The following is a 25,936-nucleotide window of genomic DNA, read 5'->3' on the forward strand; positions in this document are numbered from 1 at the left end:
CAGTAACATTCCTGCGGGCCGCATGCTATTGTTGGGCCAGCAACATAGTGAATCTGATAGAAGGAGGGGCGGTGCCGAATCGTAGTGAATACGTTTACATCACGGTCCAGAAGCAGTGATCTAAGGGAGGCGTAAGCTTTGAAAAAGAACAGAAAATGGACGCTGGGTCTCGTTATGACCCTGCTGTTAACCCTGCTGCCGGCGGGAACGGGAAGTGCTGCTGCGGTACTGGAGGAGGTGCCTTTTCCGATGGACTCCAGTAATCAGGCCGGATGGTGGTCCCCTATCGCCACTTATGGGCTTGGCTTCGAGTATGCTTATATGGCCTATAACGCCCCGGGAGCTATACCCGGCAAGCATACCATTGCTATTGCAAGAAGAGACAATGACGGAATCTGGAGCAAGCTTCCGCTTATGGACGGTACAATTCCTGCGGAATATCCGGATGATCTCGGCCATAACCAGCCCTCAATGGCTAGAGACGGGAGCGGACGGTTCCATGTATTTGCTTCCATGCACAGCAATGCCTGGAGGTATTACCGCTCGGATTCCGTCGGCGGAATTCCCCAGAATCACTCGGATGAGCTACCTGCAGATATAACGGTGACCTATCCGGTAGTGACAACTGCTCCGAACGGAGATTTGTATCTGCTGGTGCGCACGGACAAAGATCCGGCAGGCAAAAGAGAGGCTGTTCTATTCCGCTGGAATAATGCCGATTCTGTCTGGACACAGGTCAAGGTGATTGCGGCTCACCTGAACCGGTCTGTCTACCCGGACGATCTGGTCTTTGACGCTAACGGAGATCTGCATATCCTGTTCGAGTGGGCGTATTTCGCCGCCAGTCCGCTGCGCCACCAGTTGTCCTATCTGAAATACAGCCCGGCCACCGGTGTGTTCAGCAAGGCGGACGGTACTCCAGTATCAGCGCCGGTCTCCCTGACTACGGCGGATATTGTACAGCCTATGGCTCCAAGCGAGGCCTATGTGCAGAGTGGAAGTGATCCCGGAGGTCCAGGCGTCCAGAGCGCCAAGATGACGCTTGATGCTGCGGGCCGTCCTGTGATTGCTTACCGTTATCGCGAGGAGGGCAGCACCAGCTTCGCGGTGAAGCAGGCCACTTATGGTGCAGGAGGCTGGACCCGGGAGACAGTCTATAACGCCGCTCCCACCAATGCCGCCATTGATGTGACCTGGGCTGGTACGGCTGCAAGAATCTACTACGTCAAAAGCAGCGGAACCGACCGGGCGTTCATGGCGGTAAACACCGGCGGGGGCTGGGCTGAAACCTCACTTGCACCGGGTATCCCGATCGAGCGCCTTGCGGTAGACCGCAGTCCGAAGGGCATAGATATCATGTATCTGGTGGATGTCACCAACCTGAAGCTTTACTATGGACGAAATAATTAATGTTTTCGCTCGAAAAAAGAACCTGGGCCTATGGCCCAGGTTCTTTCATATTGCATATGTACATACACAGTGATATAATCAATTCCGATTACGATTTTGGTTAATGAGCATAGAAATGTTATCTTATATTACCAATATAACATGCGGCCAAGCTCATTGTCAAATTTTTTTCTCATTTTAATAGGTCAGGGGAGATAGGAATGCGTTCACTGGTTCTCGGTTTGGAGGAAATGGACCATACACCACTGTCACAGGTTGGCGGCAAAGGGCTAAATCTGAGCAAGTTGTCCAGGATGGAAGGCATCCATGTACCTGAAGGATTCTGTGTTACTACTGAGGGTTATCTGGAAGCTATCCGGCAGAATGAAACGTATCATGCTCTGCTGGAACGGTTAACCCTGCTGCAAGCAGATGACCGGACGCAAATAGGGGAGATCAGCAGAGCGATCCGCCAGACTCTTACTGAAACGGTGATTCCTCCCGGAGTGGTGGCAGCGGTGACCCTTCATCTCTCCCGGCTTGGGGACGATCAGGCGTATGCCGTGCGCTCCAGTGCCACTGCCGAGGATCTGCCGCAGGCCTCTTTTGCCGGTCAACAAGATACGTATCTGAATATTATCGGGCTGGATGCCATCCTTGAGCATATCCGCAAATGCTGGGCGTCGCTGTTCACGGACCGTGCGGTAATCTACCGGATGCAGAATGGTTTTGACCACAGACAGGTCTACTTATCCGTAATTATTCAACGAATGATCTTCCCGCAGGCTTCGGGGATTCTGTTCACCGCAGATCCGGTTACGAATAACCGCAAGCTGCTGTCTATCGACGCCAGCTATGGTCTTGGGGAGGCACTAGTCTCAGGCTTGGTCACTGCGGATGGTTATAAGGTGCAGAACGGGGAAATCGTCGAGAAGCGGATAGCGGCCAAAAAACTGGCGATCTACGGTATCCCGGGAGGCGGCACAGAAACCCGCCTGCTCGGTCCCGATCAGCAAGAGGCTCAGACTCTTTCGGAACCACAGATTTTACAGCTCGCACGTATCGGGAGACAAATAGAAGCTAATTTCGGGTCCCCCCAGGACATCGAATGGTGTTTGGCTGATGACACCTTTTATATCGTCCAGAGCCGGCCGATCACAACGTTATTCCCCATCCCTGAGTCTAGTGATCAGGAGAACCGTGCGTATCTATCCGTAGGTCACGCGCAAATGATGACAGATGCCATGAAGCCGCTGGGCTTGTCATTTTACCTGATGATTACTCCTGCTACCATGCGCAAAGCCGGCGGACGGCTGTTTGTCGATATCACCTCCCACTTGGCTTCACCGGCCAGAAATACGATCATTGATACGCTTGGCAAATCCGATCCGCTGGTCAAAGACGCGCTTCTGACGATCATCGGACGGGATGATTTCATCCCTGCTCCCCCGGCTGCTGAACAGCCGCCTGCTCCTAACCAAAACAATACAGCCAAGCCGTCCCCCGCAGAACAAGTCCCTGCCGGAGGCGATCCGGCCATCGTTACGGAGTTGATTAAGAGCTGCGAAGCATCGGTAGAAGCGCTGAAACAGAGTATCCGAACGAAATCAGGCTCAGCGTTATTCGAGTTTATCCGGGAGGATATCCAGGAGCTGAAGAGGGTTCTATTCAATCCGCAGAGTACAGCGGTGTTCATGGCAGCAATGGATGCTTCGTCCTGGATCAATGATCATCTGAACGAGTGGTTGGGTGAGATTAACGCCGCAGATACGCTGTCGCAGTCTGTACAGAACAATATCACTTCTGAAATGGGCCTGGCGCTGCTGGATGTCGCCGATGTGATTCGTCCCTGTCCGCAGGTTGTAGATTATCTACAGCAGGCACAAGGGGATGATTTCCTGGCCGTACTGTGTACGTTAGAAGGCGGACAAGAAGCCTACGATGCTCTGACAGACTACCTGGACAGATACGGAATGCGCTGTACAGGGGAAATTGATATCACCAGACCCCGCTGGAGCGAGAAGCCTTCCATGCTGCTCCCTCTGATTCTTGGGAATATCAGAAACTTCGGGCCTAATGCCGGCAAGCAGAGATTTGAGCAGGGACGGCAGGAAGCCTGGAATAAGGAACAAGAGCTGCTGGCCCGCTTGAAGCAGTTACCGGATGGTGACCATAAAGCCCGGGAGACCAAGCAGAATATTGACCTGGTCCGCAATTTCATCGGTTACCGGGAATATCCCAAATACGGCTATATTAACCGTTACATGGTATACAAGCAGGCGATGCTGAAGGAAGCGGAGCGGCTGGTCCAAGCAGGGGTTATCCGTGAGCGGGAGGATATATTCTATCTCTATTTTGAAGAGCTGGAGGAAGCTGTCCGCACAAGTTCACTCGATGATGAGCTCATCCGCACACGTAAAGACGAATTCCATGTATATCAAAAGCTCACTCCCCCGCGTGTAATAACCTCTGACGGTGAGATCCTCTCCGGCCGGTACAAAAGGGAGCATCTGCCGTCTGGAGCGCTGGCCGGTCTGCCTGTTTCCTCCGGTGTGGTAGAAGGACGGGCCCGGGTGATCCTCAAGATGGAGGAGGCTGACCTGGAAGAAGGGGATATATTAGTTACCTCATTTACTGACCCGAGCTGGACCCCCTTGTTCGTCTCTATTAAAGGCCTGGTCACCGAGGTCGGGGGACTGATGACACATGGCTCCGTAATCGCACGGGAATATGGCATACCGGCAGTGGTTGGGGTGGCGGATGCGACCAAGCTGATTCAGGACGGGCAGCGCATCCGTGTGCATGGAACCGAAGGGTATATTGAAATATACTAGAATGAGAGAAGGAGGGGAGCCGAACATGATTATATCACTTGAACATGTATCGTGGCGGCGTGACAAGACCATGATCTTGCGCGATATGAATTGGAAGGTACAACAAGGGGAGCATTGGTGTATTGTCGGTTTGAACGGGTCCGGCAAGACGACCATGCTGAATGTGGTGAACGGCTATATCTGGCCCACGGAGGGGGAGGTGGAGGTATTAGGCCACCGCTTCGGCGATGTCGATCTGCGGGAGCTGCGCAAACGGATCGGCTGGGTCAGCACCTCCCTGCAGCAAAAGCTGTACGGCCATCAGACCGCACTCAACATCATCCTCAGCGGTAAATTTGCGACGATCGGGCTATATGACAAGACGGATGAAGAAGATCTGAAGCAGGCGGAGGAGCTGATGGAATTTCTGGATTGTTCCGTCCTGGCTGCCCGTACTTATGATACCTTATCGCAGGGACAACGTCAGAAAATCCTCATCGCACGCGCGCTAATCGCCAATCCGGAGCTGCTGATTCTGGATGAGCCCTGCACGGGACTGGATATTTTCGCACGCGAACAGCTGCTGCAGATGATTGAGAAAATCACGAAGCAGGAGGGCGGGCCTACCTTGCTGTATGTGACGCACCACATCGAAGAGATCACCCCCTGCTTCACCCATACGCTGCTGGTAAAGAACGGAGAAATATATAAAGGAGATGAGACTGTGAACTGCCTGCAGTCAGAGGTGTTGAGCGATTTCTTCGATACCCCGGTTGAAGTGCAGGAGCATCATCACCGCAGATGGCTTACTTTGGGTTGAAGCGGTTGTTATGGTTAATATAGTGTCGGAATATGACAAATAGTTGGTTGTACCCTAGAGATATGCCGTGTCCATTCCTTCTAATGTTCAATAGTCTATAGGGTAGGACAGAATATTAGGAGGAATGACTTATGGCAAATGAAGGATGCAATCAAAATGCTCCCGGGTCTTGTGCGCATGCAGAGGGCAATTCCACTACCGCGAGCGGTTTTGCCTCCCATGCTGAGGGTTATGAGACGACAGCCGCCGCTTCAGCGGCTCATGCCGAAGGGTACCAGACCATTGCACTATTGGACACGGCCCATGCCGAAGGGAATGGTACGCTTGCATCAGCACCAGCCGCACATGCGGAAGGCTACAACACTTATGCAATCAATGACGCTGCCCACGCTGAGGGAGGTTTAACTACTGCTTCTGGAACGCAATCTCACGCTGAGGGTGCTCAAACGAATGCTTCGGGTGTAGCTTCACATGCGGAAGGCAATCAGACGCTTGCATCGGGTGTAGCCTCACATGCGGAAGGGGAGTTTAGTGCCGCAAGTGGTGATTTTTCCCACGCAGAGGGCGGCGGAACCTTAGCTACTGCATCTGCTTCTCATGCAGAAGGTTTCCTAACTCAGGCCAATGGACTCTTCTCACATTCTGAAGGTTTATCCACCATTGCTAATGCGTTATCCTCTCATGCTGAAGGTGATACTACGGTCGTTCTTGAAGATCACATTAGTTCTCACATCATGGGTACGAATGGTCAGACACTTTATCCCGGTTCTTGGCATTTAGCCAATGGTGATGCTTCTACCCCCGGCCTGGCTGCTGTTCTTCAGGGGTCTACCGGAAATTTATACCTTCAAGGTAATGTGTTTCCTAATGGTGCAGATTACGCAGAAATGTTTGAGACGGTGGATGGATTGCCGATAGAACCGGGTTATTTCGTGACCACAGAGGGTGAACGGGTCAGAAAGGCCACACCGGCAGATAAATACATCTTGGGTGTTATCAGTGCAAGACCTTCTATACTGGGAGATGCAAGTCATTTACATTGGAACGGCAAATACGAAGTTGATGAATGGGGCCGGATCATCTACGCAGATCGGGAAGTGGAGGCTGTTACAGACATGAAGGGCAATGTTCTAAAGCCTGCACATACTGTGAACGCGGCCGTTCTCAATCCTCAATATAAGCCTTCTCAAACGTATGTTCCACGGATTGATCGTCCAGAGTGGGTGGCTGTAGGAACCATGGGCAAGCTCCTTGTCCGCGATGATGGAACCTGTCAAGTGAACGGCTATTGTCTTCCAGGTGCGAATGGAGTGGCAACCGCTTCTACGGAAGGGTACCGGGTCCTGGCAAGAACAGCACCGGATCAGATCAGAATTTATGTGAAATAGAAGGGGACGTCTGTTCATAATGACCAGAAAAACCATGAAGTCCACCGGAAGGGTATTATAGATTCGCTGAGTGGATGGAATCTCTTCTTCGAGGTCCTTTGGCAAGCAAAGTGAGACCATAGACTATTAAATGTACGAAAGAAACCTCTCCTTTGAAATGGTGGTATGGTAACTCCATCTATCCAAAGGAGGGTTTCTTTTTGTGGTTTTAGAAAGATTTGAAGAAACTTTTTCCGCTCAAACAGCGGAGAGGACGGAACGACCTGCGTAAAAGCGGAGCGTCCACCTATTGATACTTAGGCAGCCAGTCACCATGGGCAGCAATCAGATCATCGCACATGCTGATAATATCGTCCATCGACAGCTCGGCAGCGGTGTGAGGGTCAAGCATGGCCGCATGATAAATATGCTCCTTCTTGAGAGTCATTGCTGCCTCAATGGTTAATAGCTGCGTATTGATGTTGGTCCGGTTCAGCGCCGCACATTGCGGAGGCAGGTCGCCTACGAAGGTTGGAGTCACACCGCTGCTGTCCACCAGACAAGGGACCTCGACACAGGCTTCTGTGGGCAGATTGGTGATCAACCCGGTATTCATTACATTCCCGCCAATCTTGAAGGGCACATTGGTCTCCATGGCTTCCAGAATATAAGAGGCATACTCATGCGAACGCTCATGCTTCAGCTCCTGATTGTTCACCAGCTCCCCGCGCATCTGCTGCCAGCGTTCAATCTGTTCCACGCAGCGGCGCGGATATTCATCCAGTGGAATCTGGAACCGTTCGATCAGCTCAGGATAGTTTCTTTTGATGAAATACGGATGGTATTCGGCATTATGCTCGGAGGATTCCGTAATATAGTAACCGAATTTCAGCATCATCTCATAGCGGACCATGTCGTGGTGAGGCTCAAGCTGCTTCTCGGCGGCACGGCGTTTGATCTCCGGGTACAGATCCTTGCCGTCTTTGGTGACCTCAAGCAGCCAGGCCATGTGGTTGATGCCGGCGATCTTGGCCTGTACTCCTGTCTGGTCGATCCCCAGGTGATCGAATAATCCAGGGATACATTGCTGCACGCTGTGGCAGAGTCCGATGGTATTCACGCCGCCGTAGGTGTTCATGACATTCGTCAGAACTGCCATCGGGTTCGTATAGTTCAGGAACAGCGCATCCGGGCAGACCTCGCGGATATCGGCTGCGAAATCCAGCATAACCGGAATGGTGCGCAGATTGCGGAAGATCCCGCCGATGCCTACCGTGTCCGCAATGGTCTGACGTAGGCCGTATTTCTTGGGAATCTCAAAATCTGTAATCGTGCAAGGATCGTACCCGCCGACCTGGATGGCATTAATCACATACTTTGCACCGCGCAGCGCCTCTTTGCGGTCGGTATAGGTGATGACAGTACATGTGCTGCCGCTGCTTCTCTTCAGATTCTGGAGCATGTTCGCAGAGTCGTTCAAGCGCTCAAGATCAATATCATATAAGGCAAGCTCGAATCCCTGCAGAGCAGGGGTAGCCATGATATCGCCGAGGACGTTTTTGGCAAATACTGTACTTCCGGCACCGATAAATGTAACTTTAGACATAAGATATTGGCCTCCTGTAGGTTGCGGAAAATGCTTCTGCCATACGGGGATATGATCAATAGTCTGGCAGAAATATAAGGTTGCAGAAGCTTTTTTCGCTGTTTTCTTCTATAATCACTATAGAATAGAACTCAAAGTGCGCCTATGGAGAAAGACAAGATGGATATGGAGGAATGTTGCATATGAATCCGGAGCATTATGATTTCACTTTGGGCATTAACCTCACGCCGGAGGAGCAGGATCTGTCCGTGCTGTTCAGCGGAGAGGGAAGGCCGCATCCCGGCCATACCGTCGGGCCGTCCGTACATGATTTCTACTTAATACATACGGTTCTGGAGGGCGGGGGGCTGTTTCAGAGCGATACGTTCTCGGCAGAGTGCCGGGCAGGGGATACCTTCGTTATAATTCCTGGCTCACTATTCAGCTATAAAGCGGACTTGGAGACTCCGTGGCATTACGCCTGGGTGGCCTTGCAGGGCATTGGCGTTCTGGATCTGCTCAGAGCCGTGGGCATTACCAGGGAGCAGCCCTTCATGCACTCCGATAATGTCGCAGAGCTTCATAGCTTGTACGAACGGATACGTCATGCGTTCAAGCAGTCCGCTTATCCAAGGCTGGAGAGCCTGGAGGCTTCGGGCTGGGTGCGGCTGCTGCTTCATGAGTTCGGGCGGGATAATCTGAGTGCACTGCCCCCGCATCCGTCAGAAATGCCGGAGATGATCGACCGGCAGATCGACCAGGCGATCCGCTGGATCACGCTGCAATACCATCAGCAGATTAGCATTGATCACATCGCTTCCTCGCTCGGGTATCACCGGGTTCACTTATCCAAGGCCTTCAAGCAGCGGACCGGATTGTCGCCCAAGCAGTTTTTGCTCAAAATACGGATGGACAAGGCCAGAGAGCTGCTGGGAAGTCCGCTCACTATTGAGCAGGTAGCTTCGTCCGTCGGCTTCAACGATGCCCTGTATTTCTCCAAGCAATTCCGCAAGCACTCCGGGATGCCGCCGAGTGAGTACCGGGCGGGTCTGCGGGGCGGTTATTAACAGGAACCATTAGCAGGAACCAAAGGACAAGAACCCGTGTGAGATTCAGAGTATGCCGCCCCTACGTAAACAGCAATTGGAAAAACGTATCTTAATACGTTGATTTCAGAGGGATCGCCGGAAACAAGTGGAAAAAGGGCATCTAAGAGGATTAGTTTTAATGACTTTGGGTGAATCGGGATGATTTAAGTGTTGTTTTTCCAACTATTGTTCTTGAACGGGCCATTTGCTGATCAGCAAGTGGAGAGAATCCAACTAATTTCAGTGGCAGGGCAGCACGGTCTGGATACGGGGGATGATCCGAGTAGAGTTCTAGTAGAGTATGAGAGGGATGACCATTATGAAACCGCAAGTGCAAAGAATCCGTGACCTGACTCTGGTGCGGAGAGAGGGAAGCCGCGTGCTGGTCATCGGTTGCGATTCCAGTGCAAGCATAGGAAACAAGCCGATGGATGTCATTCAGACTCCCCCGGATATCGCGGGTTATTACGCTGCCAGGGTTGCCGTGATGGAGGTTCTGTCCGCAGGAGCGGACATTCTAACAGTAATAGATACGCTGGCCGTCGAGAGAAACCCTACAGGCTCTGAGATTATCCGGGGCATACATAGGCTGCTTCATGAAGCAGGCCTGACTGACGCACACGTGAACGGCAGCACTGAGGATAACTTCGTATCCTGCCAGACCGGTATAGGCATAACGGTTATCGGTGAAGCTGACGAGGAGCAGTTGAAGCTTGGGTGTTCGGCTATCGGCGACTGCATCGTCATGCTTGGTGAACCGCTGGTGGGCAGCGCCGTCCTGGAACAGGAAGCGAAGCAATGCAGCATCCGGCAGCTTCAGCAGCTGGCAGGCGCAGCTGAAGTCCATGACATTCATCCGGTCGGGTCCAAGGGAGCCGGATATGAAGCCGTGCTTTTGGCTGAACTGAACGGCGGCAGCTTCCAGGCCCTCCCCGGCATCACCGAGAAGCTGGAGGCTTCCGGAGGTCCGGCGACAGCGGTGATTTTTACTATAGAGAAGAGTAATCTAGAATTGCTCCAGACCAGTATCGGCGGCAAGATGGAGATTATCGGTCATTTGTACCAGTGATATGAACGGTACCTGTAGAAAACTTTTGACAAGTACAACAGGTACCGTTATAATAAATTCAACAGGTACCATCAATTCATTATGCAGGTACCGTAAGATAATCAAATCCAGGAGGAAGATGCACAATGAATATGAATGCAGAATTGTATGATAAGCTCGCTAAGCTGCAATGGCTGCTGCAAAGACAGCATTTGAAGAACCATACCGAAGCCGGCCCCATGGCCGATAAGTCTCGGGGGCAAGGAAGGATACTTGCTTTTCTGCGGATGAAGGACGGGATCAGTACCAAGGATTTGTCTTACATGCTGGACATCCGGATATCGTCGCTGAATGAATTACTTGCCAAGCTGGAGAAGGCTGAATATATTACCCGCAGACCTTCAGAGACAGACAAACGCATTATGCTGATCTACCTGACACCCAAAGGCCAAGAGGAAGAGGAAGCAGAAGTCGACAGCTCCGGCATATTCTCCTGCCTGTCCCAAGAGGAGCAGACCGCCTTCAGAGATTACTTGGTACGTATAAGCGCAGCGCTGGAAGAAGAGCTTGGAAGTGACACCGACCGTGACTTCATGGCGGTATGGATGGAAGCTGCCAAGGAGCGGATCGGCTCCGAGGAATTCGAGAAACTAATGGCCATGCGCGGAGAGATGAGCGGGATGTGGAGAAATATGGGCGATGAACGTTTTCGCAGAGGATTCCGTGACTAATAAGCATATGTCAAGTGGAAACGGCTTTGCCGTCCTTTAAAAGGACGGTACCGTTTCAGCGAGATAAACAGCCATGCACTGCCTCTCCACAAGCGAACTAGAGGCAGATGGGCAGTGCAGGTTAGTTTGTGCTGCGGTACGAGGGCTTCATATAGTTAGAATTCTAACTAATATCAGATAAAACTTGAAGAAAGCGGTGACCCCTGTGAATACAGAGAATCTCCATTATTTTGAAAAAGCGCCTATCGCCAAGGCTGTAGCCCACTTCGCTGTACCGATGATGTTAGGGACGTCGATGGGTGTCATCTATTCCATCTTAAATGCCTTATTCCTGGGCACTCTTAACAATACTGCAATGCTAACCGCCCTTGCTCTGACTTTACCGTTATTCGCGGTCCTTATGGCGTTAGGCAACTTGGTCGGCGTGGGCAGCAGCGCATTCATCTCCCGGTTGCTGGGAGAGAAGAACACGGATGAGGTTAGGCATGTGTCTTCCTTTGCCTTCTATAGCAGTATAGTTCTTGGACTTATCACCATGGCTGCCTGCCTTCCGCTGATTGGTACCATTGTTCATGCACTGGGGGCAACGCCTGAATCCTTCGGATATACCAAGGAGTATGTCACAATTATGCTTATAGGTTCGCCTATCCTTATTTTGTTCTTCACATTGGAGAGTATCGTCCGTGCGGAGGGTGCGGCCATGACATCCATGATCGGGATGCTGCTCAGTATGGCTGTGAATATTGTTCTCGATGCCTTAGTCATCTTCGTCTTCCACTGGGATGTGATCGGCGTTGCGTCTGCCACAGTCATCTCGAACCTGGTTGCTTGTGTGTACTACGCCTGCCATATCTTAACTAAGAGTCAATTCTTGACGATCTCCATCCGACAATTCAAGGCTACCCGGAACATTCTGGGCAATGTCTTCAAAATCGGAGTCCCCGTCTTCGTGATGAGTGTCTTCATGGGGGCGATGTCGCTGATCTTTAACCGTTATCTGGCGGGGTATGGGGAGCAGGCTATTGCAGGATTCGGAATCTCATCGCGATTACTGCAATTCCCCGAGTTAATTCTAATGGGTCTAAGTGAGGGAGTCGTACCGCTCATTGCCTTCTCTTATACAGCGAATAAATTGCGGATGAAGCATACCATTCAATTCACGATTAAAGTAATTGGAGCTTTAGCCGCCGTGTTCGGTGTGATTGTCTATCTGAGCTCGGACCACTTAATCGGTCTGTTTACGAATGATCCGCAGTTCATTGAGATGGGCAGCTACATTCTGCATGTCACCTTCTTATCCCTGTTCATCACAGGAATGACCTCGTTGTTCATAGGGATTTTCCAGGCCACCGCGCAAGGAACGGCAGCGTTCATTATGTCTGTGATTCAAGGCCTCACTCTGATTCCTGTACTCTATATCGCGAATCGGATGAGCGGCTTCCACGGCGTGATCTGGTCACTGGTCATTTCGGATATTGCCGCCTTCCTTGTAGGGGCTGTCATGCTCTATGTCCTCCGCAACAAATTGCAGCCTGAGGTTGGGGCAGTGGGGATCTAGTTGTTGGGTTCTAAAGGTAGTGAATGAACAGCGTACCTAAAAACAGAACGTGTCTGTCCATCTATTTAACAAATTTTAACAGAAAACCGAACACAAATGGACCGGGTGGGTAGCGCAGGCCGAATGTAATCGAAAAACCGAACACAAATGGACTGGGAGCGCCACGTAGGCTGAATGTAATCGGAAAACCGAACACATTGGGACCGGGAGCGCTGCGTAAGCCAAATGTAATCGAAAAACCGAACACAATTGGTCCGGGAGCGCCGGGTAGGCCGAATGTAATCGAAAAACCGATCACAATTAGACCGGGTGGGTAGCGCAGGCCAAATGTAAACGAAAAACCGAACACAATTGGACCGGACGTGCCGCGTAGGCTGAATGTAATCGGAAAACCGAACACAATTGGATTGGTCGTGCCGCGTAGGCTGTGCGTTATCGTCGTGCCAGACGTATTTTCACAGAAAAACCGAATACAATGTGCTGGTGCGAGGGGGCGTGGGCCGGATGCTCCAGTGAGGGGCAGATGGGTATGGTGGAGATAGCTCTACGAGTTGTCTGAACCGCAGGTGTTCATACATTATCCAACCGAAGGGTGATTTTGTTCTTCTCCCCATCCTTGACACCATGAAATAATAAAGCTATTATGGATATGTATAGTCCTTGATTGAGTGCGAGGATAGAGTGACGCGCTTAAATATTTAAGAAGTACTTAAAAAATTAACGAAAAGCAAAAAGAAGCGGAGGGGGAATTTGGAACTGGAGAAGCGTTAGCGGCCAGAAGTCCAAATCTTCACCGCAGTGACGACTCCGCTTCAAGCTCAAGTCTTTAGTGTGTCTTCCGTCTTATACCAAATCTTTTTTTTGCCCAATCAAGGACAACTAATATCTTTAAAGTCTACAATATTACAACCCACAAGGAGGATTCACTATTCATGAATACAGCTGATATAGTTATTATCGGAGGAGGCCCTGCCGGCTTGAACGCCGGATTAATGCTGGGCCGCGCAAGGAAGCAGACGATTGTCATAGATGAGGGACGCCCCCGTAATGCGGTCACGCGGGAGGCACATGGATTTCTGACCCGGGATGGAATCAGTCCAGGTGAATTCCGGCGGATTGCCCAAGAGCAGCTGCGCGTGTATCCGTCTGTCACTCAGTTAGAGGATACCGTAGTGTCAGTTACAGGTGAAGACGGAGCCTTCCTGCTGGAGACCGCTTCAGGAATGAGCATTACCAGCAAGAAGCTGCTATTTGCCGCAGGCATGAAGGACCGCAAGCTGGATGTACAAGGGTTGAGCGAGGTCTACGGAAAGAGCGCATTTGTCTGCCCGTATTGCGATGGCTGGGAATTAAGAGACCAGCCGCTGGTTGTCATTAGCAAAGGGGCGGTGCTGATGCATTTTGCTCCGCTGCTATCGGGCTGGACGAAACATATCACGGTCTGCACGAATGGTCCTGATGAACTCAGTGAAGCCGAACGCGCAGAATTACGGGCTCATCAGCTTCCGCTATTCGACGCCCCGATTCGTGAGATTTCATCCCATGAAGGAATGGTGGACCATGTGGTGCTTACTGATGGAACAGCAATCCCGTGCAAGGGAATCTTTTTCAGACCCGAGCTGGTTCTGGGAACGGAGCTGCCGCTTAGTCTAGGCTGCGAGCTATCGGATACGGGGGTTATTGCCGTCGATCAGTTTGCAGAGTCCAATGTACCCGGCGTTTACGCAGCAGGCGATACGGCCTCCATGATGCATCAGTCCATAGCTGCCGCCGCATCGGGAGCCTTGGCTGGTGCTGCTATCAACGGTAGATTGAATCAGGAAGCTTGGCAGAATAACAGCAGATGATCTGACCCGTCTCCATCTGATCCGGATCATTGCTATAATTGAAGAGGAATCTGGATAGATGAGGAGCGATAGAGCTTGAACAGAACTGCCGTACTGGAGCGTCTGCAATCACAGCTGCGCGAAGGGAATCACATTATTGGCGTCTCGACGGGAACGGGAATCACAGCCAAGGTTGCCGCCCAGAGCGGAGCGGACTTCATATTAATGCTGAATTCCGGCAAATTCCGGCAGATGGGAAGAAGCTCTTTGGCAGGCTTTTTACCCTTCTGCAACAGCAATGATATGGTGATGGACTTTGCGTCAAGAGAAATTGTGCCGCTGGTGAGGGAGACTCCCGTTCTGTTTGGGCTGAATGCGAACGATCCTACCAGAGAGATGAGTGATTATATAACAGAGATCAAGGGCAGAGGTTTTGCCGGGGTCAATAATTATCCGACGGTGGGCCTGATCGACGGATTGTTCAGAGAGGCTCTGGAGGAAGAGGGGATCAGCTATGAACGGGAGGTTGAGGCCATAGGTCTGGCCCATCAGCAGGGATTGTTCACGGTGGCCTTCGTATTCGATGAAGCCCAGGCAGTCCAGATGATCGGGGCGGGGGCAGATGTGATCTGTGCCCATCTCGGCCTGACCGAGGGCGGATTACTCGGGGCGCGCAAGGTGGTATCCCTGGAGGCAGCCAAAGCAAGGGCACTGCGTATTGTCGCTGCCTGCAGGCAGCTTAAGCCGGAGGTCATCCGGATGATATACGGCGGTCCGGTGAAGACACCGGTCGATGTCCAGTACATGTACAGCGACAACACAGACATTATGGGTTACATAGGCGGGTCTGCCTTTGAACGGATTCCATCCGAGCAATCGCTTACGGCAATCACCCGGGATTTCAAGCGCCTGGGCAAGCTGAATGAGGATGATTTCATGGTCAAGATGCTCAGCGGCATCACCAAACATTATGATTACGTGGAGTTCGTCAAAGAATATGTGGCTCAGAACTACAGCGATGAAATTGTTTTTGCGGATCTGGCCAGGGTGGCCCATATTTCGCGCAGTTATTTGAGCAGCTTGTTCAAAAAAGAGGTGGGCTGCAGCTTCCAGACCTATCTTGTAAACTTCCGCATCCATAAGGCCGTCACGCTGCTCCAGGCACCGCAGCTCCAATTATCCGAGGTGGCCGCGATGGTAGGGTATCCGGATTATGCCCAATTCAGCAAAATGTTCAAAAAACTGAAGGGCTGCTCCCCCAAGCGGTACCGATCTAACCTAAACACAAAAATATAGCACCTAAAAGCGTTTTCATTCTTAAATGAACCCCGTATGATGAATCTATAGCGCTCGGCTACCCGAATGGAGCACTGTTCCAGATGATTCATATGAGGAGGCAGCAGAATGAAGACCATCGCAATAGCAGGAACGTTTGATACGAAAGGTGAGGAGTACCTGTACATCAAGAGGATTGCAGAGGAGCTTGGACTGGGGACCCTGATGATCCATACAGGGGTATTCGAGCCGTCCTTTGCCCCGGATGTATCAGGCCGGGAGGTCGCCTCCGCCGCTGGCATGGATATTGAGGAGCTGGCTGCAAGGAAGGACCGGGCTTTGGCGACCGAGGTTCTGTCCAAAGGACTGGAGAAGCTGGTGCCCCGATTGTACAAGGAGGGGAAGTTCGACGGAATCATCTCCTTTGGGGGCACCGGCGGAACCTCACTGGTCGCACCGGCCATGAGAGCCTTGCCGATTGGCGTTCCGAAGGTGCTGGTATCGACCGTTGCGTCCGGAAATACAGCGCCATACGTAGGGACGAGTGACATTATCATGATTCCGTCTGTGGTGGATGTTGCCGGCTTGAATTCGATTTCTACGAGAATATTTACAAATGCGATATTTGCGGTAGCGGGAATGCTTACGTTCGAGCATTCACATCTCCCGGAGAAGAAGTCGCTTATTGCAGCCACGATGTTCGGGGTGACCACGCCTTGTGTAACTGCGGCAAGAAAACACCTGGAGGAGCGGGGCTACGAGGTGCTTGTCTTCCACGCCACAGGCATCGGCGGACAGTCGATGGAGGCGCTCATCGAGGCCGGGTTCATTGAAGGCGTACTCGACCTGACGACAACCGAGTGGGCCGATGAGATTATCGGCGGGGTCTTGAATGCTGGGCCGCACCGTCTGGAGGCGGCCAGCCGCAAGCGTATTCCGCAGGTAGTCTCGGTGGGGGCTTTGGATATGTGCAATTTCGGACCGGCAGATACCGTACCGGATAGATTCAAGGACCATACCTTTTATCAGCATAACCCGACTGTCACCCTGATGAGAACGACCGTGGCAGAGAATGAGCAGATCGGCCGGAAGCTTGCAGAGAAGCTGAACCTGGCAGAGGAGAGCACCGTGCTGATGCTGCCGCTAAGGGGCATTTCGGCCATTGATGTGGAGGGCCAGCCCTTCTACGGACCGGAAGAGGACCGGATGCTGTTCGATACCCTGCGTAAGCAGGTTGACCGTTCGCGCGTCGAAGTGATAGAGATGGATTGCGCCATCAACGATCCGGCCTTTGCAGAGGCCGCCGCGCATAAGCTGATTGAACTCTTGCAGGCATCCTATTCCTGACACACACCTAAGGAGGATATACGAATGAATAAGCTAACCAGATCAGAAATTATGGCCAAATTCAAGGATGAGGTGAAGGCGGGCAAGATTCTCCTCGGTGTCGGGGCAGGCACAGGGATTACGGCCAAGAGCAGTGAAGCGGGCGGGGCGGATATGCTGATTGTATACAATTCCGGCCGGTATAGAATGGCAGGGCGCGGCTCCCTCGCAGGCTTACTGTCCTATGGAGATGCGAATCAAATCGTTGTGGAGATGGGCTCGGAGGTACTGCCTGTCGTCAAGCATACGCCAGTTCTGGCCGGGGTATGCGGCACCGATCCGTTCCGGGTGATGGAGGTATATCTGAAGCAGTTGAAGGAGCAAGGCTTCAGCGGGGTTCAGAACTTCCCTACCGTAGGTTTGATTGACGGGGTGTTTAGACAGAATCTGGAGGAGACCGGTATGGGCTACGACCTGGAGGTCGAGATGATCCGTATCGCCCATGAGCTGGATTTACTGACCACCCCGTATGTTTTTGACCCTGCACAGGCTCAAGCTATGGCGGAGGCGGGAGCTGACATTTTGGTTGCCCATATGGGCTTGACGACCAAGGGTACGATAGGCGCGAAGACCGCGCTGACCCTGGACGACTGTGTAGAACGAATTGAGGCGATTATTGAAGCCGGCCGGGCAGTAAACCCGGATATTATGATTATTTGCCACGGGGGACCGATTGCCGAGCCGGAGGATGCCGCTTATGTCATCAAGCGAACGAAAGGCATCGACGGATTCTTCGGGGCGTCGAGCATTGAGCGTTTTGCGGCAGAGAAGGGCATTACCCAGCAGACCGAGTCCTTCAAGTCGATCCGGCAATAACTAGGACAAACCAGTCATTTTGATTAAGGCCCTTGATAGTTAAGGGTCTTTTTTATTTGAATTTTATTGAACACCAAACTTAAACCAATTTTAAACTCCGCAGCAGACTCGTTTTAACCTCGCCGTGATAAGCTGATGCTCATATACATGGAGAGGGGTTAACCTAATGAATCACTTATTACGCAAAGTTATCTTATCTACAGCATTATGCAGTTTCAGTGTAATGACCGCCGGGCAAGCAGCTTATATGACCGGAGCACCTTCAGCAGAAGCAACGCCCACGATGTCCGCCCACACCATTACATCCATAACGACGGCTAAGAATGACCTATACTCCGACTTAGCGTTTCTTAAGCCGATATTAGCGGACAAACGGCTGGTGAGCCTGGGCGAAGCTTCGCATGGAGCCGCAGAATACAACTCCGTGAAGGTTAGGCTTGTGAAATTCCTGCATGAAAAGCTGGGGTACAACGTCCTCGCCTTCGAGTCCAATTTAGCGGATACGGCTGCTGCGTATACTCAGATCCAGAAGATGACGCCGGAAGAATTGATGACAAGCACGGTCTACGGTGTGTGGCAGGTAGAAGAGAACTTGCCTTTATTTGAATATATTGCCGAGCAGAGCAGAACAGAGCATCCGCTCCTATTGACCGGATTTGACTCCCAGGGTACGACTGAGCCGTTTATAACATTCGTTGAACAATGGTTTGCCAAGGTGGATTCCGGCAAAGCCAAAGCCATTGCGCAAACGGAACGCTGGTATTTGAACCTCAACGGGATCAAAGATATCGAAGTCTTCAATAGTCAGAAAGATAAAATCAAGGAGAAATATAGTATTTTCCAGCGGTTTGTTAAAGACAATAAAGATCAATTAAGCAAAACCTATCCCGGGCAGCCCAAGCTTGTGTCTCTGATCGAACGTGTATTGAACAACAGGATTGATATGCTGGATACGTACCATCCTCATATCGTACAACTGCTTGCAGGGGTTGACCCGGAGAAGCAGTTGAAGCAAGGGAGTTATGAAAGAGACCGCGTTATGGCAGGGAATGTAGCTTGGCTGGCAGACACGGTCTATCCTAATGAGAAGATGATTCTCTGGGGACACAACTATCACATACGTAAGCATAACTCCACCATGATCACAGAGCATAACGGCTTCGATTACGATCATAATCCGTACCCCACGATGGGGGAGATGCTTCCGCATTCGCTGAAGCAGTCCGGATATGTCATTGGATTATATGCCTATGAAGGAAGCTCCTACAAGAATAACGGGAAGATTGAGCAAGTCATGCCCCATGAAAAAGATAGTCTGGAGGATATTCTGGGTACAGGAATGGGTACGGCCCGGTTCATTAACATGAGGGATACAGCATTAACTTCATCCACTGAATGGATGTATACCCCCCGTACTGCCAAAGCCTGGGGCGTTTTGGATGAGAAAATGATTCCCCGTGATCAGTATGACGGAATACTGCTTATTCATCAGATCAATCCCTCCCACCCTATAGCAAATTAAGCACTCCAATTTCTCTTTTTCCCTCTTTATTGATCCGGGTCTGGTCCGTATAATGAGGAAGGGAAAGGAGAACATGCCTGAATGAAGAGGAGTGTACTTTGTGGATAAATAGGAGGGTTATTAGATTGATGAGTCATACCGATAGCGCAAATCCGCCGAGCCTGTTCCGTAACCGGTTCCTGCAGACGATTCTTTTATCCAGCGTGCTGCTGCAGGTTGGCATCTGGGTGCGGAATTTTGCGATCCTCCTGTATGTGGCGGACAGGACCAACAATGATCCCTATGCGATTTCCCTGATCAGTGTAGCTGAATTTGCACCCATTTTTGTTTTTTCATTCATCGGAGGGACCTTTGCCGACCGGTGGCGGCCGAAGCGAACGATGATCTGGTGCGATTTATTATCCGCGGTATCGGTATTCGGCGTGCTGCTAAGCATTCACTTCGGCTCCTGGGAATCCGTGTACCTGGTAGCATTCATCTCAGCTATTCTGTCACAGTTCTCTCAGCCTTCCAGCATGCGGTTATTCAAGTATCATGTGCGGGAGGAACAACTGCAGCAAGGCATGGCACTCTTTCAATCGCTGATGGCCATCTTCATGGTGCTCGGGCCTATGCTGGGCACCTTCGTCTACAGCAACTTTGGCCTTGAAATCTCCATCGCTGTCATGGGCGTGGTGTTCCTGCTGTCAGCACTCGTCTTAATTCGTCTGCCCGAGGATGATATGAAGCAACAGACCGCAGCGGTCAAAGGACAATTCCGTAAAGACTTCGTTGAAGGCTTTCGTTATGTCTGGCAGAGTCAGGTGCTGCGGATGCTCGGACTTGCGTTTATTTTAGCGGGACTCGCCGTTGGTGTAGCCCAGGCACTGAATCTGTTCATCGTGACCGAGCGGCTGGGCAAGACCGAGGAATTCCTGCAATATATGCTTATGGTGAATGGAGCAGCCATGCTGATCGGGGGAGGTATCGTAGCCGTCTTCGCCAAAAGAGTACCACCGCAGCTTCTGCTGTCGATCGGTATGCTGGCAGGCGCTATTTGTACAACCATTGTAGGGTTCTCCACAAGCATTCCGCTCACGCTGAGCGTCCAGTTTCTGAATGGGCTGGTGTTCCCCTGCATTCATATCGGGATCAGTACCATGATTCTGAAATGGTCACATTCTTCCATTGTCGGCCGGGTCAACGGAGTGCTGAATCCGATGTTTGTCGGAATGATGGTCGTCTCCATGTCCTTCGCCGGTGCGCTTAAGACCTCCTTTTCGCTGAGCACGATCTTTAGCGGAGCAGGGATATTATTCCTGCTGGGTGCACTGGTAATGATCCCGATCATGAATCAAAAAGCGCCGGATCATACTGCCGCTGCACAAGAAACGTAACTTTACGGTCTCTATAGAGATCATATTTCACCCCGTACGATACTCCCTGTAAAGGGGAGCTTGTGCGGGGTTATTTGTTTGTGCAGCCGGATTTTAATTAATTACCAAAATCATTTAAGCGATTACATTTTCTTATCCGGCCCGGTAAGTATAATGAAGGACATGAGCGATCCTTTATACAGCCGGAGGGATGAGAGAAATGAAAGCGGTTTTAAACAGTCAACCAAATCAAGTCGGGATCAAACGAGGGAAACTTTTTCTCCTCAGAATCAAACGGGATGCCCTACTGTATGCCCTTTTGCTGTTGCCTATTGCTTATATTGCCATTTTTAAATATGCCCCTATCTACGGGTTGATTATGGCCTTCCAGGATTACAACATTTTTGAAGGCATACGGGGCAGCGAGTGGGTGGGGCTTGATGTGTTCCGTTTTATTTTCGAGCAGGACAGCTTCTATCGTGCACTGAAGAATACGCTGGTGCTGAACGTTCTGGATCTGATCGCGGGATTTCCGGCACCGATTCTGCTGGCTATTCTGCTGAATGAAGTAGGGCAGGCCAGATTCAAGAAAATAACCCAGACCGTCCTGTATCTGCCGCACTTTATGTCCTGGGTGATCATTGGGGGGATTGTATACCTGATGTTCTCGAACAGCGGGATGGTCAATCATTTCATCGCTGCCCTCGGACTAGAGAAGATTGAGTTCCTGTCGCAGAAAGTCCCCTGGCTGATCACCTACATCTTCGTTGGTGTCTGGCAGAATATCGGCTGGGGGACGATCATCTATCTGGCGGCGATCACCGGGATCAATAAGGAATTGTATGAGGCCTCCGATATGGACGGGTGCAGCAGGCTCCGCAAAATGTGGCATATTACTCTGCCCGGCATTAAGCCGACGATCAACATTCTGCTGATCCTTCAGATTGGGCGGATGGTGTCCATCGGGTTCGACCGCCCCTTCGTGATGGGGAATTCCCTCGTCAGCGAGTACTCTGATGTAATCAGTACCTTCGTGTATAGAGTGGGCATCAGCTCAGGGGACTTCTCCCAGGCTACAGCGGTAGGCTTGTTCCAATCCGTGGTCGGTCTGACCCTGCTCATAGGCGCCAACTATATTGCGAAGAAATTAGGTGAGGATGGAATATGGTAAAGCTGGTGAAGAATGTGCGTCCAGGCAAAAAAATGAGTGTAGCCGATATTGCGATTCTAGTATTCATTGTGGCCTTGTCTTTCACATGTATTGTTCCGTTCCTATATATGATTGCGCTCTCACTCAGCTCTAACGAAGCGATTGTAGCCCAGAAGGTAGGGTTGTGGCCGGTAGATTTCACAATCGAAACGTACAAAACCATTCTGAGCGATATGGATATGCTGTATACGCTGGGTTACAGTATTGTGCTTACGATTGTCTTCACCGTCGTCTGTATGTTCCTGACCATTTGCGCGGCGTATCCGTTAACGAAGAAGCGGCTGTGGGGAAGAAATTTCATTCTGTCCGCCCTCGTCTTCACAATGTATTTCAGCGGGGGACTCATTCCTTCCTATATTCTGGTCAAAAACCTCGGTATGATGAACACGGTATGGAGTCTGATTCTGCCGGGCGCCATGAGTGTCTTCAACCTGATCATCCTGAAAACGTTCTTCACCTCGCTTCCTGAGAGTCTGGAGGAATCAGCGTCCATCGACGGGTGTTCGGATCTGGGCATTCTCCTCCGGATTGTGCTTCCGCTCTCACTGCCTTCCATTGCCACATTAAGCCTCTTCTATGCGGTGGACCGGTGGAATGGCTTCCAGGATGCCTTGTTCTATATAACGAAGAAAGAGCTGTATCCTATGCAGCTCAAGCTGTACCAGATCATCTCGGCCAATCAGCAGCTTGACAGCCAGCAGGGGGGAGAAGGAAGTATCGGCTCCTTCATCGTGCCTGAATCTCTGAAAGCAGCGAGCGTGATGTTTACAACCGTTCCGATTCTGCTAATCTATCCGAAGCTCCAGAAGTATTTCGTAGATGGGGTAATGACCGGAGCAATTAAGGGCTGAGAACGGCAGGGTCCGAGTGAAGGGGGGGATTCCCGGACGGGTTGAAGCGGAGATGTAGAGTTGCACAAGAACTACAGCGTGGATAATCTCAACAATCAGGGGAATGAAAGGGTGGTTAATGTGAGTACGGGTATAAAGAAAACAGCAGCAATTCTGTTCAGTATGACGCTTCTGGCCGGTGTTGCGGCAGGTTGTGGAGGGAATGGCAACAAGAGCGGGGAGACATCGTCGTCAGAGGGATCAACGACTGCCTCCGGCGCCCCTGCCGGTGCCCCGGCAACCTTGACGGTAGAAGTGTTCGACCGCGGGGTTCAGGGACAGCCGGATTTGAACAACAACAAATGGACCCAATACGTCAATGAGAAATTCGGCAAGCCCAATAACGCCGTGGTAGAATTTGTTCCTGTCCCCCGCTCCCAGGAAGTCGACAAGCTGAATGTATTAATGGCCGCGAACCAGGCCCCTGATATCTCCTTCACCTACGACGGGACACTGGTCACCCGCTTCGCCAAAAGCAAGGGACTCTATACGCTGGACGAATTGCTGGAGCAGCACGGGCAGCAATTGAAGGCTTACCTGGGCGAGAATGTGCTATCCTACGGCAAATATGACGGAAAACAGGTCTCCATTCCGGGCAAGCGGACCCTGCTGGCCTGGAACGGAATGTTCATCCGCAAGGATTGGCTGGATAAGCTGGGCCTGCCGCTTCCGACGAACCGGGATGAATTGTATGAGACGCTGGTGGCCTTCCGCGATAAGAACCCCGGTAATGTTGACGGCGTCATCCCTTGGGCTACAGCGGCTGCCGGTATGAACTACACCTTCGGCAATCTGGTGCAATCGTTCTGGAAGCCCCTGTCCGAGGAGGAATTCGTCACTACGCCCAACTGGCTGAAGCCAGGCAACAAGGAGGCCTACCAATGGCTGAACAAGCTGTACAATGAGAAGCTGATCAGCCCCGATTTTGCCCTGGACAAAACAACCAAGCAGGCGGATGCCGATGTAACAAACGGCAAAGTAGGCTTCTATGCCGCCAACTGGGATTATCCGATGACACAAAAAATCCGTGTTCCGCTGAAGCAAAATTCGCCGGAGGCCAACTATGTTCCGATTGATACCTTCAAAAATGACGAAGGCAAATACCTCAAAGAGGTATATAATGAGAATGGAATATTCTCCTTCATTCCCAAGAGCAGCAAGAATGCGGAGCTGGCGATAAAATATCTGAACTGGATGGCTGACCCGGAAGTGATGTTCTTCCTGCAGTTCGGTGATGAAGGTGTTAACCACAAGCTGGTAGACGGCATTCCGCACGGGATTGAACAGAGCGGCGAAAAAATGCAAATGAGCAACTTGAATATGGATTATACGATGATTGTTAACGGCGCCGAGCTGGGCGATACCGAAAAGAATGTCAGAACCTATGCGGCAGCGCTGGCAGCCGGGGACAAGAGTTATGAGAAGCTGGCTATTGATTCCTATGCAATCAATACAACGGACGGCTATAGCAGTTACAACTATGGCATCCCGAATGAAGCCAATATCAAGTACGGCAAAACGCTGGGCGATATGAACAAACAAATGATTGACAGGCTGATCGTTGCCAAGCCGGCAGAGTTCGACGCGCTGTACGAGAAGCTGGTGAAAGAATATATGGACGCCGGCGGTAAAGCGGTTCAAGAGGAAAATGTGAAGAATTACAGAGAGAGTAAAGCTGCCCAAAAATAATCTCATCATATTCGGATAAGCCATGGAGGGTTCATCATCATGGTTTATCCGAATTTCGGTTGCTATTCCCGGACAACTTCACTATTATTCAGAGGAATCCATAGGTTCAGGAGGCTACCCATGTACAAGGTCATGATTGTAGATGATGAGTCATGGGCGATAAGAGGAATTCAGAACGCCTTTGACTGGGAGAAATACGGTTTTGAAATTACAGGACAATTTACAAGCGCTTACAAAGCGTGGGAGGCAATGTGTACACAGCAGCCGGACCTGGTGTTTACGGATATCCGGATGCCGGATATCTCCGGGCTGGATCTGATGAAGCGGGCCAGAGCCCAAGGGATGAACACGGAGTTTGTCATCGTAAGCGGATATGGAGAATTTGAATACGCCCAGGAAGCGATACGCTACGGGGCACTTGATTATTTCCTGAAGCCTCTGGACGTCGATATGGCGGATACATTCATTGCGAAGCTGGCCGCTCACTTCTCCCGGAGAAGCGCAGCCCGCAATCACCTTCTTCTGGAGGCGCTGACCTCGGGGGATGAGTCCGAGATCAGGCGGTTCCTGCCGCTTCCGGCCAGCATGGCTGTATGCTATTACCAGGTGTTTGCGGTCTATTTGCGGAGTGACATTAAGGATATCAGGAAGCTGCTGTCTCCGGAGGGCAGGAATCTAACGGCCGTGGAGGTTGAAGCCGGGTCCAGGAAGCTGCTGGTCGTGCGGATGGCTGAGCATCTGAGCGGCTTGGAGTGGACTCCGGATGAAGGGGTGCTGACCGAGACGGGAATCCAAAGTGTGGGCATCAGCAGCATCAGCAGCCAGCCGCAGCAGGTGAGCAAGCTGATCAAAGAAGCTGACCTGTCCGCCTCGCATATTTTTCTGGAGCAGACGGCTGAAGCCGTTCACTATGAGCCGAAGCTTCATCTCATGAAACCTTGTATTGATGGACTCTATACGATCATTCACGGGAATTCGCTTGAAGATATGGATGTGTACATTACAGGACTGCAGGAATACTTCAGGAACCATCAATTGGGCATGGGTGAGGTGGTCTACTTATGGAATCAGGCTGTTGGGATGCTTATCAACGCCTATGCTGAGGAACTGAGGGACATGGAGCTGGAATTCCTTAATTATTCCGAGCTCAAGGAACGGTTCGAAGACTTTGCGTCTCTGTGCAGCTTCTTGCATGACGTCCTTACGGTCATCCGGCAAGGCAGCAGCCGTTCTTTGCAGGAAGGGGATATTCAATCCTGCTTCAACCGGATGGTCGCCTATATCGACCGGAACTTTGAGCAGAAGCTGTACCTGAAGGATTTGTCTGTCCAGTTCTTCATTAATCAGGTGTATTGCTGCCAGTTGTTCAAGAACAATCTGGGCAGAACCTTTTCCGAATATGTGGCAGAGCTGAGGCTCAGGAAAGCCCGGGAGCTGCTGAAGCATACGGACCTGTCCATTGAGCAAATTGCCGTTAAGTCCGGGTATGTGGATTATTATTATTTCAACAAAGTGTTCAAGAAGCACTGCGGGATGACGCCCACCAAATTCAGAAAAAGCTAATCGGA

Annotated in this window: 20 protein-coding genes; 18 read left to right on the plus strand and 2 right to left on the minus strand. The window is 51.2% G+C overall.

The features are described 5' to 3' along the window. Positions 1-138: 138 nt before the first annotated feature. The 4 genes from HQN87_RS03100 (at position 139) to HQN87_RS03115 (ending at position 6,410) form a co-directional block, all read left to right on the plus strand. Positions 139-1,410: a BNR-4 repeat-containing protein gene (locus HQN87_RS03100; protein ID WP_216857104.1), complete on the plus strand. Its 1,272-nt coding sequence runs from the start codon at positions 139-141 to the stop codon at positions 1,408-1,410. A 200-nt stretch (positions 1,411-1,610) separates the two neighbouring features. Further along, a complete protein-coding gene (gene ppsA / locus HQN87_RS03105; RefSeq protein WP_173127498.1) occupies positions 1,611-4,223 on the plus strand; it encodes a phosphoenolpyruvate synthase in 2,613 nt (870 codons plus the stop codon). 25 nt (positions 4,224-4,248) lie between these two features. After that, a complete protein-coding gene (locus tag HQN87_RS03110) occupies positions 4,249-5,022 on the plus strand; it encodes an ABC transporter ATP-binding protein (RefSeq protein ID WP_173127501.1) in 774 nt (257 codons plus the stop codon). Between the two features lie 131 nt (positions 5,023-5,153). Continuing rightward, entirely contained in the window at positions 5,154-6,410 is a 1,257-nt protein-coding gene (locus HQN87_RS03115) for a peptidase G2 autoproteolytic cleavage domain-containing protein (protein ID WP_173127504.1), read from the plus strand. 286 nt (positions 6,411-6,696) lie between these two features. On the opposite strand, the gene HQN87_RS03120 is transcribed toward HQN87_RS03115, so the two are convergent. Further along, the gene (locus tag HQN87_RS03120) at positions 6,697-7,995 is read right to left on the minus strand and encodes an alpha-glucosidase/alpha-galactosidase (protein ID WP_173127507.1); all 1,299 of its coding nucleotides are present in this window, start codon (positions 7,993-7,995) and stop codon (positions 6,697-6,699) included. A gap of 182 nt (positions 7,996-8,177) precedes the next feature. Between HQN87_RS03120 and HQN87_RS03125 the strand changes: the two genes are divergently transcribed. From HQN87_RS03125 to HQN87_RS03140, 4 genes are all read left to right on the plus strand, one after another. Then, positions 8,178-9,041: an AraC family transcriptional regulator gene (locus HQN87_RS03125; RefSeq protein WP_173127510.1), complete on the plus strand. Its 864-nt coding sequence runs from the start codon at positions 8,178-8,180 to the stop codon at positions 9,039-9,041. Positions 9,042-9,381: 340 nt separating this feature from the next. Beyond that, entirely contained in the window at positions 9,382-10,131 is a 750-nt protein-coding gene (locus HQN87_RS03130; protein WP_173127513.1) for an AIR synthase related protein, read from the plus strand. A 125-nt stretch (positions 10,132-10,256) separates the two neighbouring features. Further along, positions 10,257-10,841, plus strand: coding sequence for a MarR family winged helix-turn-helix transcriptional regulator (locus HQN87_RS03135; RefSeq protein WP_173127516.1), 585 nt, complete (start codon positions 10,257-10,259; stop codon positions 10,839-10,841). Between the two features lie 205 nt (positions 10,842-11,046). After that, the gene (locus tag HQN87_RS03140) at positions 11,047-12,399 is read left to right on the plus strand and encodes an MATE family efflux transporter (RefSeq protein WP_173127737.1); all 1,353 of its coding nucleotides are present in this window, start codon (positions 11,047-11,049) and stop codon (positions 12,397-12,399) included. A 61-nt stretch (positions 12,400-12,460) separates the two neighbouring features. Here HQN87_RS03140 and HQN87_RS32020 read toward each other — a convergent pair whose 3' ends face one another. Continuing rightward, the gene (locus HQN87_RS32020) at positions 12,461-12,799 is read right to left on the minus strand and encodes a hypothetical protein (RefSeq protein WP_216857106.1); all 339 of its coding nucleotides are present in this window, start codon (positions 12,797-12,799) and stop codon (positions 12,461-12,463) included. 532 nt (positions 12,800-13,331) lie between these two features. Here HQN87_RS32020 and HQN87_RS03145 point away from each other — a divergent pair. The 10 genes from HQN87_RS03145 (at position 13,332) to HQN87_RS03190 (ending at position 25,931) form a co-directional block, all read left to right on the plus strand. Continuing rightward, a complete protein-coding gene (locus tag HQN87_RS03145) occupies positions 13,332-14,246 on the plus strand; it encodes an NAD(P)/FAD-dependent oxidoreductase (protein ID WP_173127519.1) in 915 nt (304 codons plus the stop codon). A 75-nt stretch (positions 14,247-14,321) separates the two neighbouring features. Next, positions 14,322-15,521: a phosphoenolpyruvate hydrolase family protein gene (locus HQN87_RS03150; protein WP_173127522.1), complete on the plus strand. Its 1,200-nt coding sequence runs from the start codon at positions 14,322-14,324 to the stop codon at positions 15,519-15,521. A gap of 108 nt (positions 15,522-15,629) precedes the next feature. After that, positions 15,630-16,847: a Tm-1-like ATP-binding domain-containing protein gene (locus tag HQN87_RS03155; RefSeq protein ID WP_173127526.1), complete on the plus strand. Its 1,218-nt coding sequence runs from the start codon at positions 15,630-15,632 to the stop codon at positions 16,845-16,847. Between the two features lie 24 nt (positions 16,848-16,871). Beyond that, a complete protein-coding gene (locus tag HQN87_RS03160) occupies positions 16,872-17,702 on the plus strand; it encodes a phosphoenolpyruvate hydrolase family protein (RefSeq protein ID WP_173127529.1) in 831 nt (276 codons plus the stop codon). Between the two features lie 166 nt (positions 17,703-17,868). Then, positions 17,869-19,224, plus strand: a complete 1,356-nt coding sequence (locus HQN87_RS03165) for an erythromycin esterase family protein (RefSeq protein WP_173127532.1) — start codon at positions 17,869-17,871, stop codon at positions 19,222-19,224. A 128-nt stretch (positions 19,225-19,352) separates the two neighbouring features. Next, complete coding sequence (locus HQN87_RS03170) at positions 19,353-20,600, plus strand: MFS transporter (RefSeq protein ID WP_173127536.1); 1,248 nt, start codon at positions 19,353-19,355, stop codon at positions 20,598-20,600. Positions 20,601-20,799: 199 nt separating this feature from the next. Next, complete coding sequence (locus HQN87_RS03175; protein WP_173127539.1) at positions 20,800-21,750, plus strand: ABC transporter permease; 951 nt, start codon at positions 20,800-20,802, stop codon at positions 21,748-21,750. After that, a complete protein-coding gene (locus HQN87_RS03180; RefSeq protein WP_173127541.1) occupies positions 21,744-22,640 on the plus strand; it encodes a carbohydrate ABC transporter permease in 897 nt (298 codons plus the stop codon). The genes HQN87_RS03175 and HQN87_RS03180 overlap by 7 nt, the downstream gene beginning before the upstream one ends. A 120-nt stretch (positions 22,641-22,760) precedes the next feature. After that, the gene (locus HQN87_RS03185) at positions 22,761-24,368 is read left to right on the plus strand and encodes an extracellular solute-binding protein (protein WP_173127544.1); all 1,608 of its coding nucleotides are present in this window, start codon (positions 22,761-22,763) and stop codon (positions 24,366-24,368) included. 120 nt (positions 24,369-24,488) lie between these two features. Further along, positions 24,489-25,931, plus strand: a complete 1,443-nt coding sequence (locus HQN87_RS03190) for a response regulator (protein ID WP_173127547.1) — start codon at positions 24,489-24,491, stop codon at positions 25,929-25,931. The last annotated feature ends 5 nt before the right edge of the window (positions 25,932-25,936 follow it).

Origin of the sequence: Paenibacillus tritici, from assembly GCF_013204885.1 — a bacterium.
GTDB classification, from domain to species: Bacteria; Bacillota; Bacilli; order Paenibacillales; family Paenibacillaceae; genus Paenibacillus_AQ; species Paenibacillus_AQ tritici.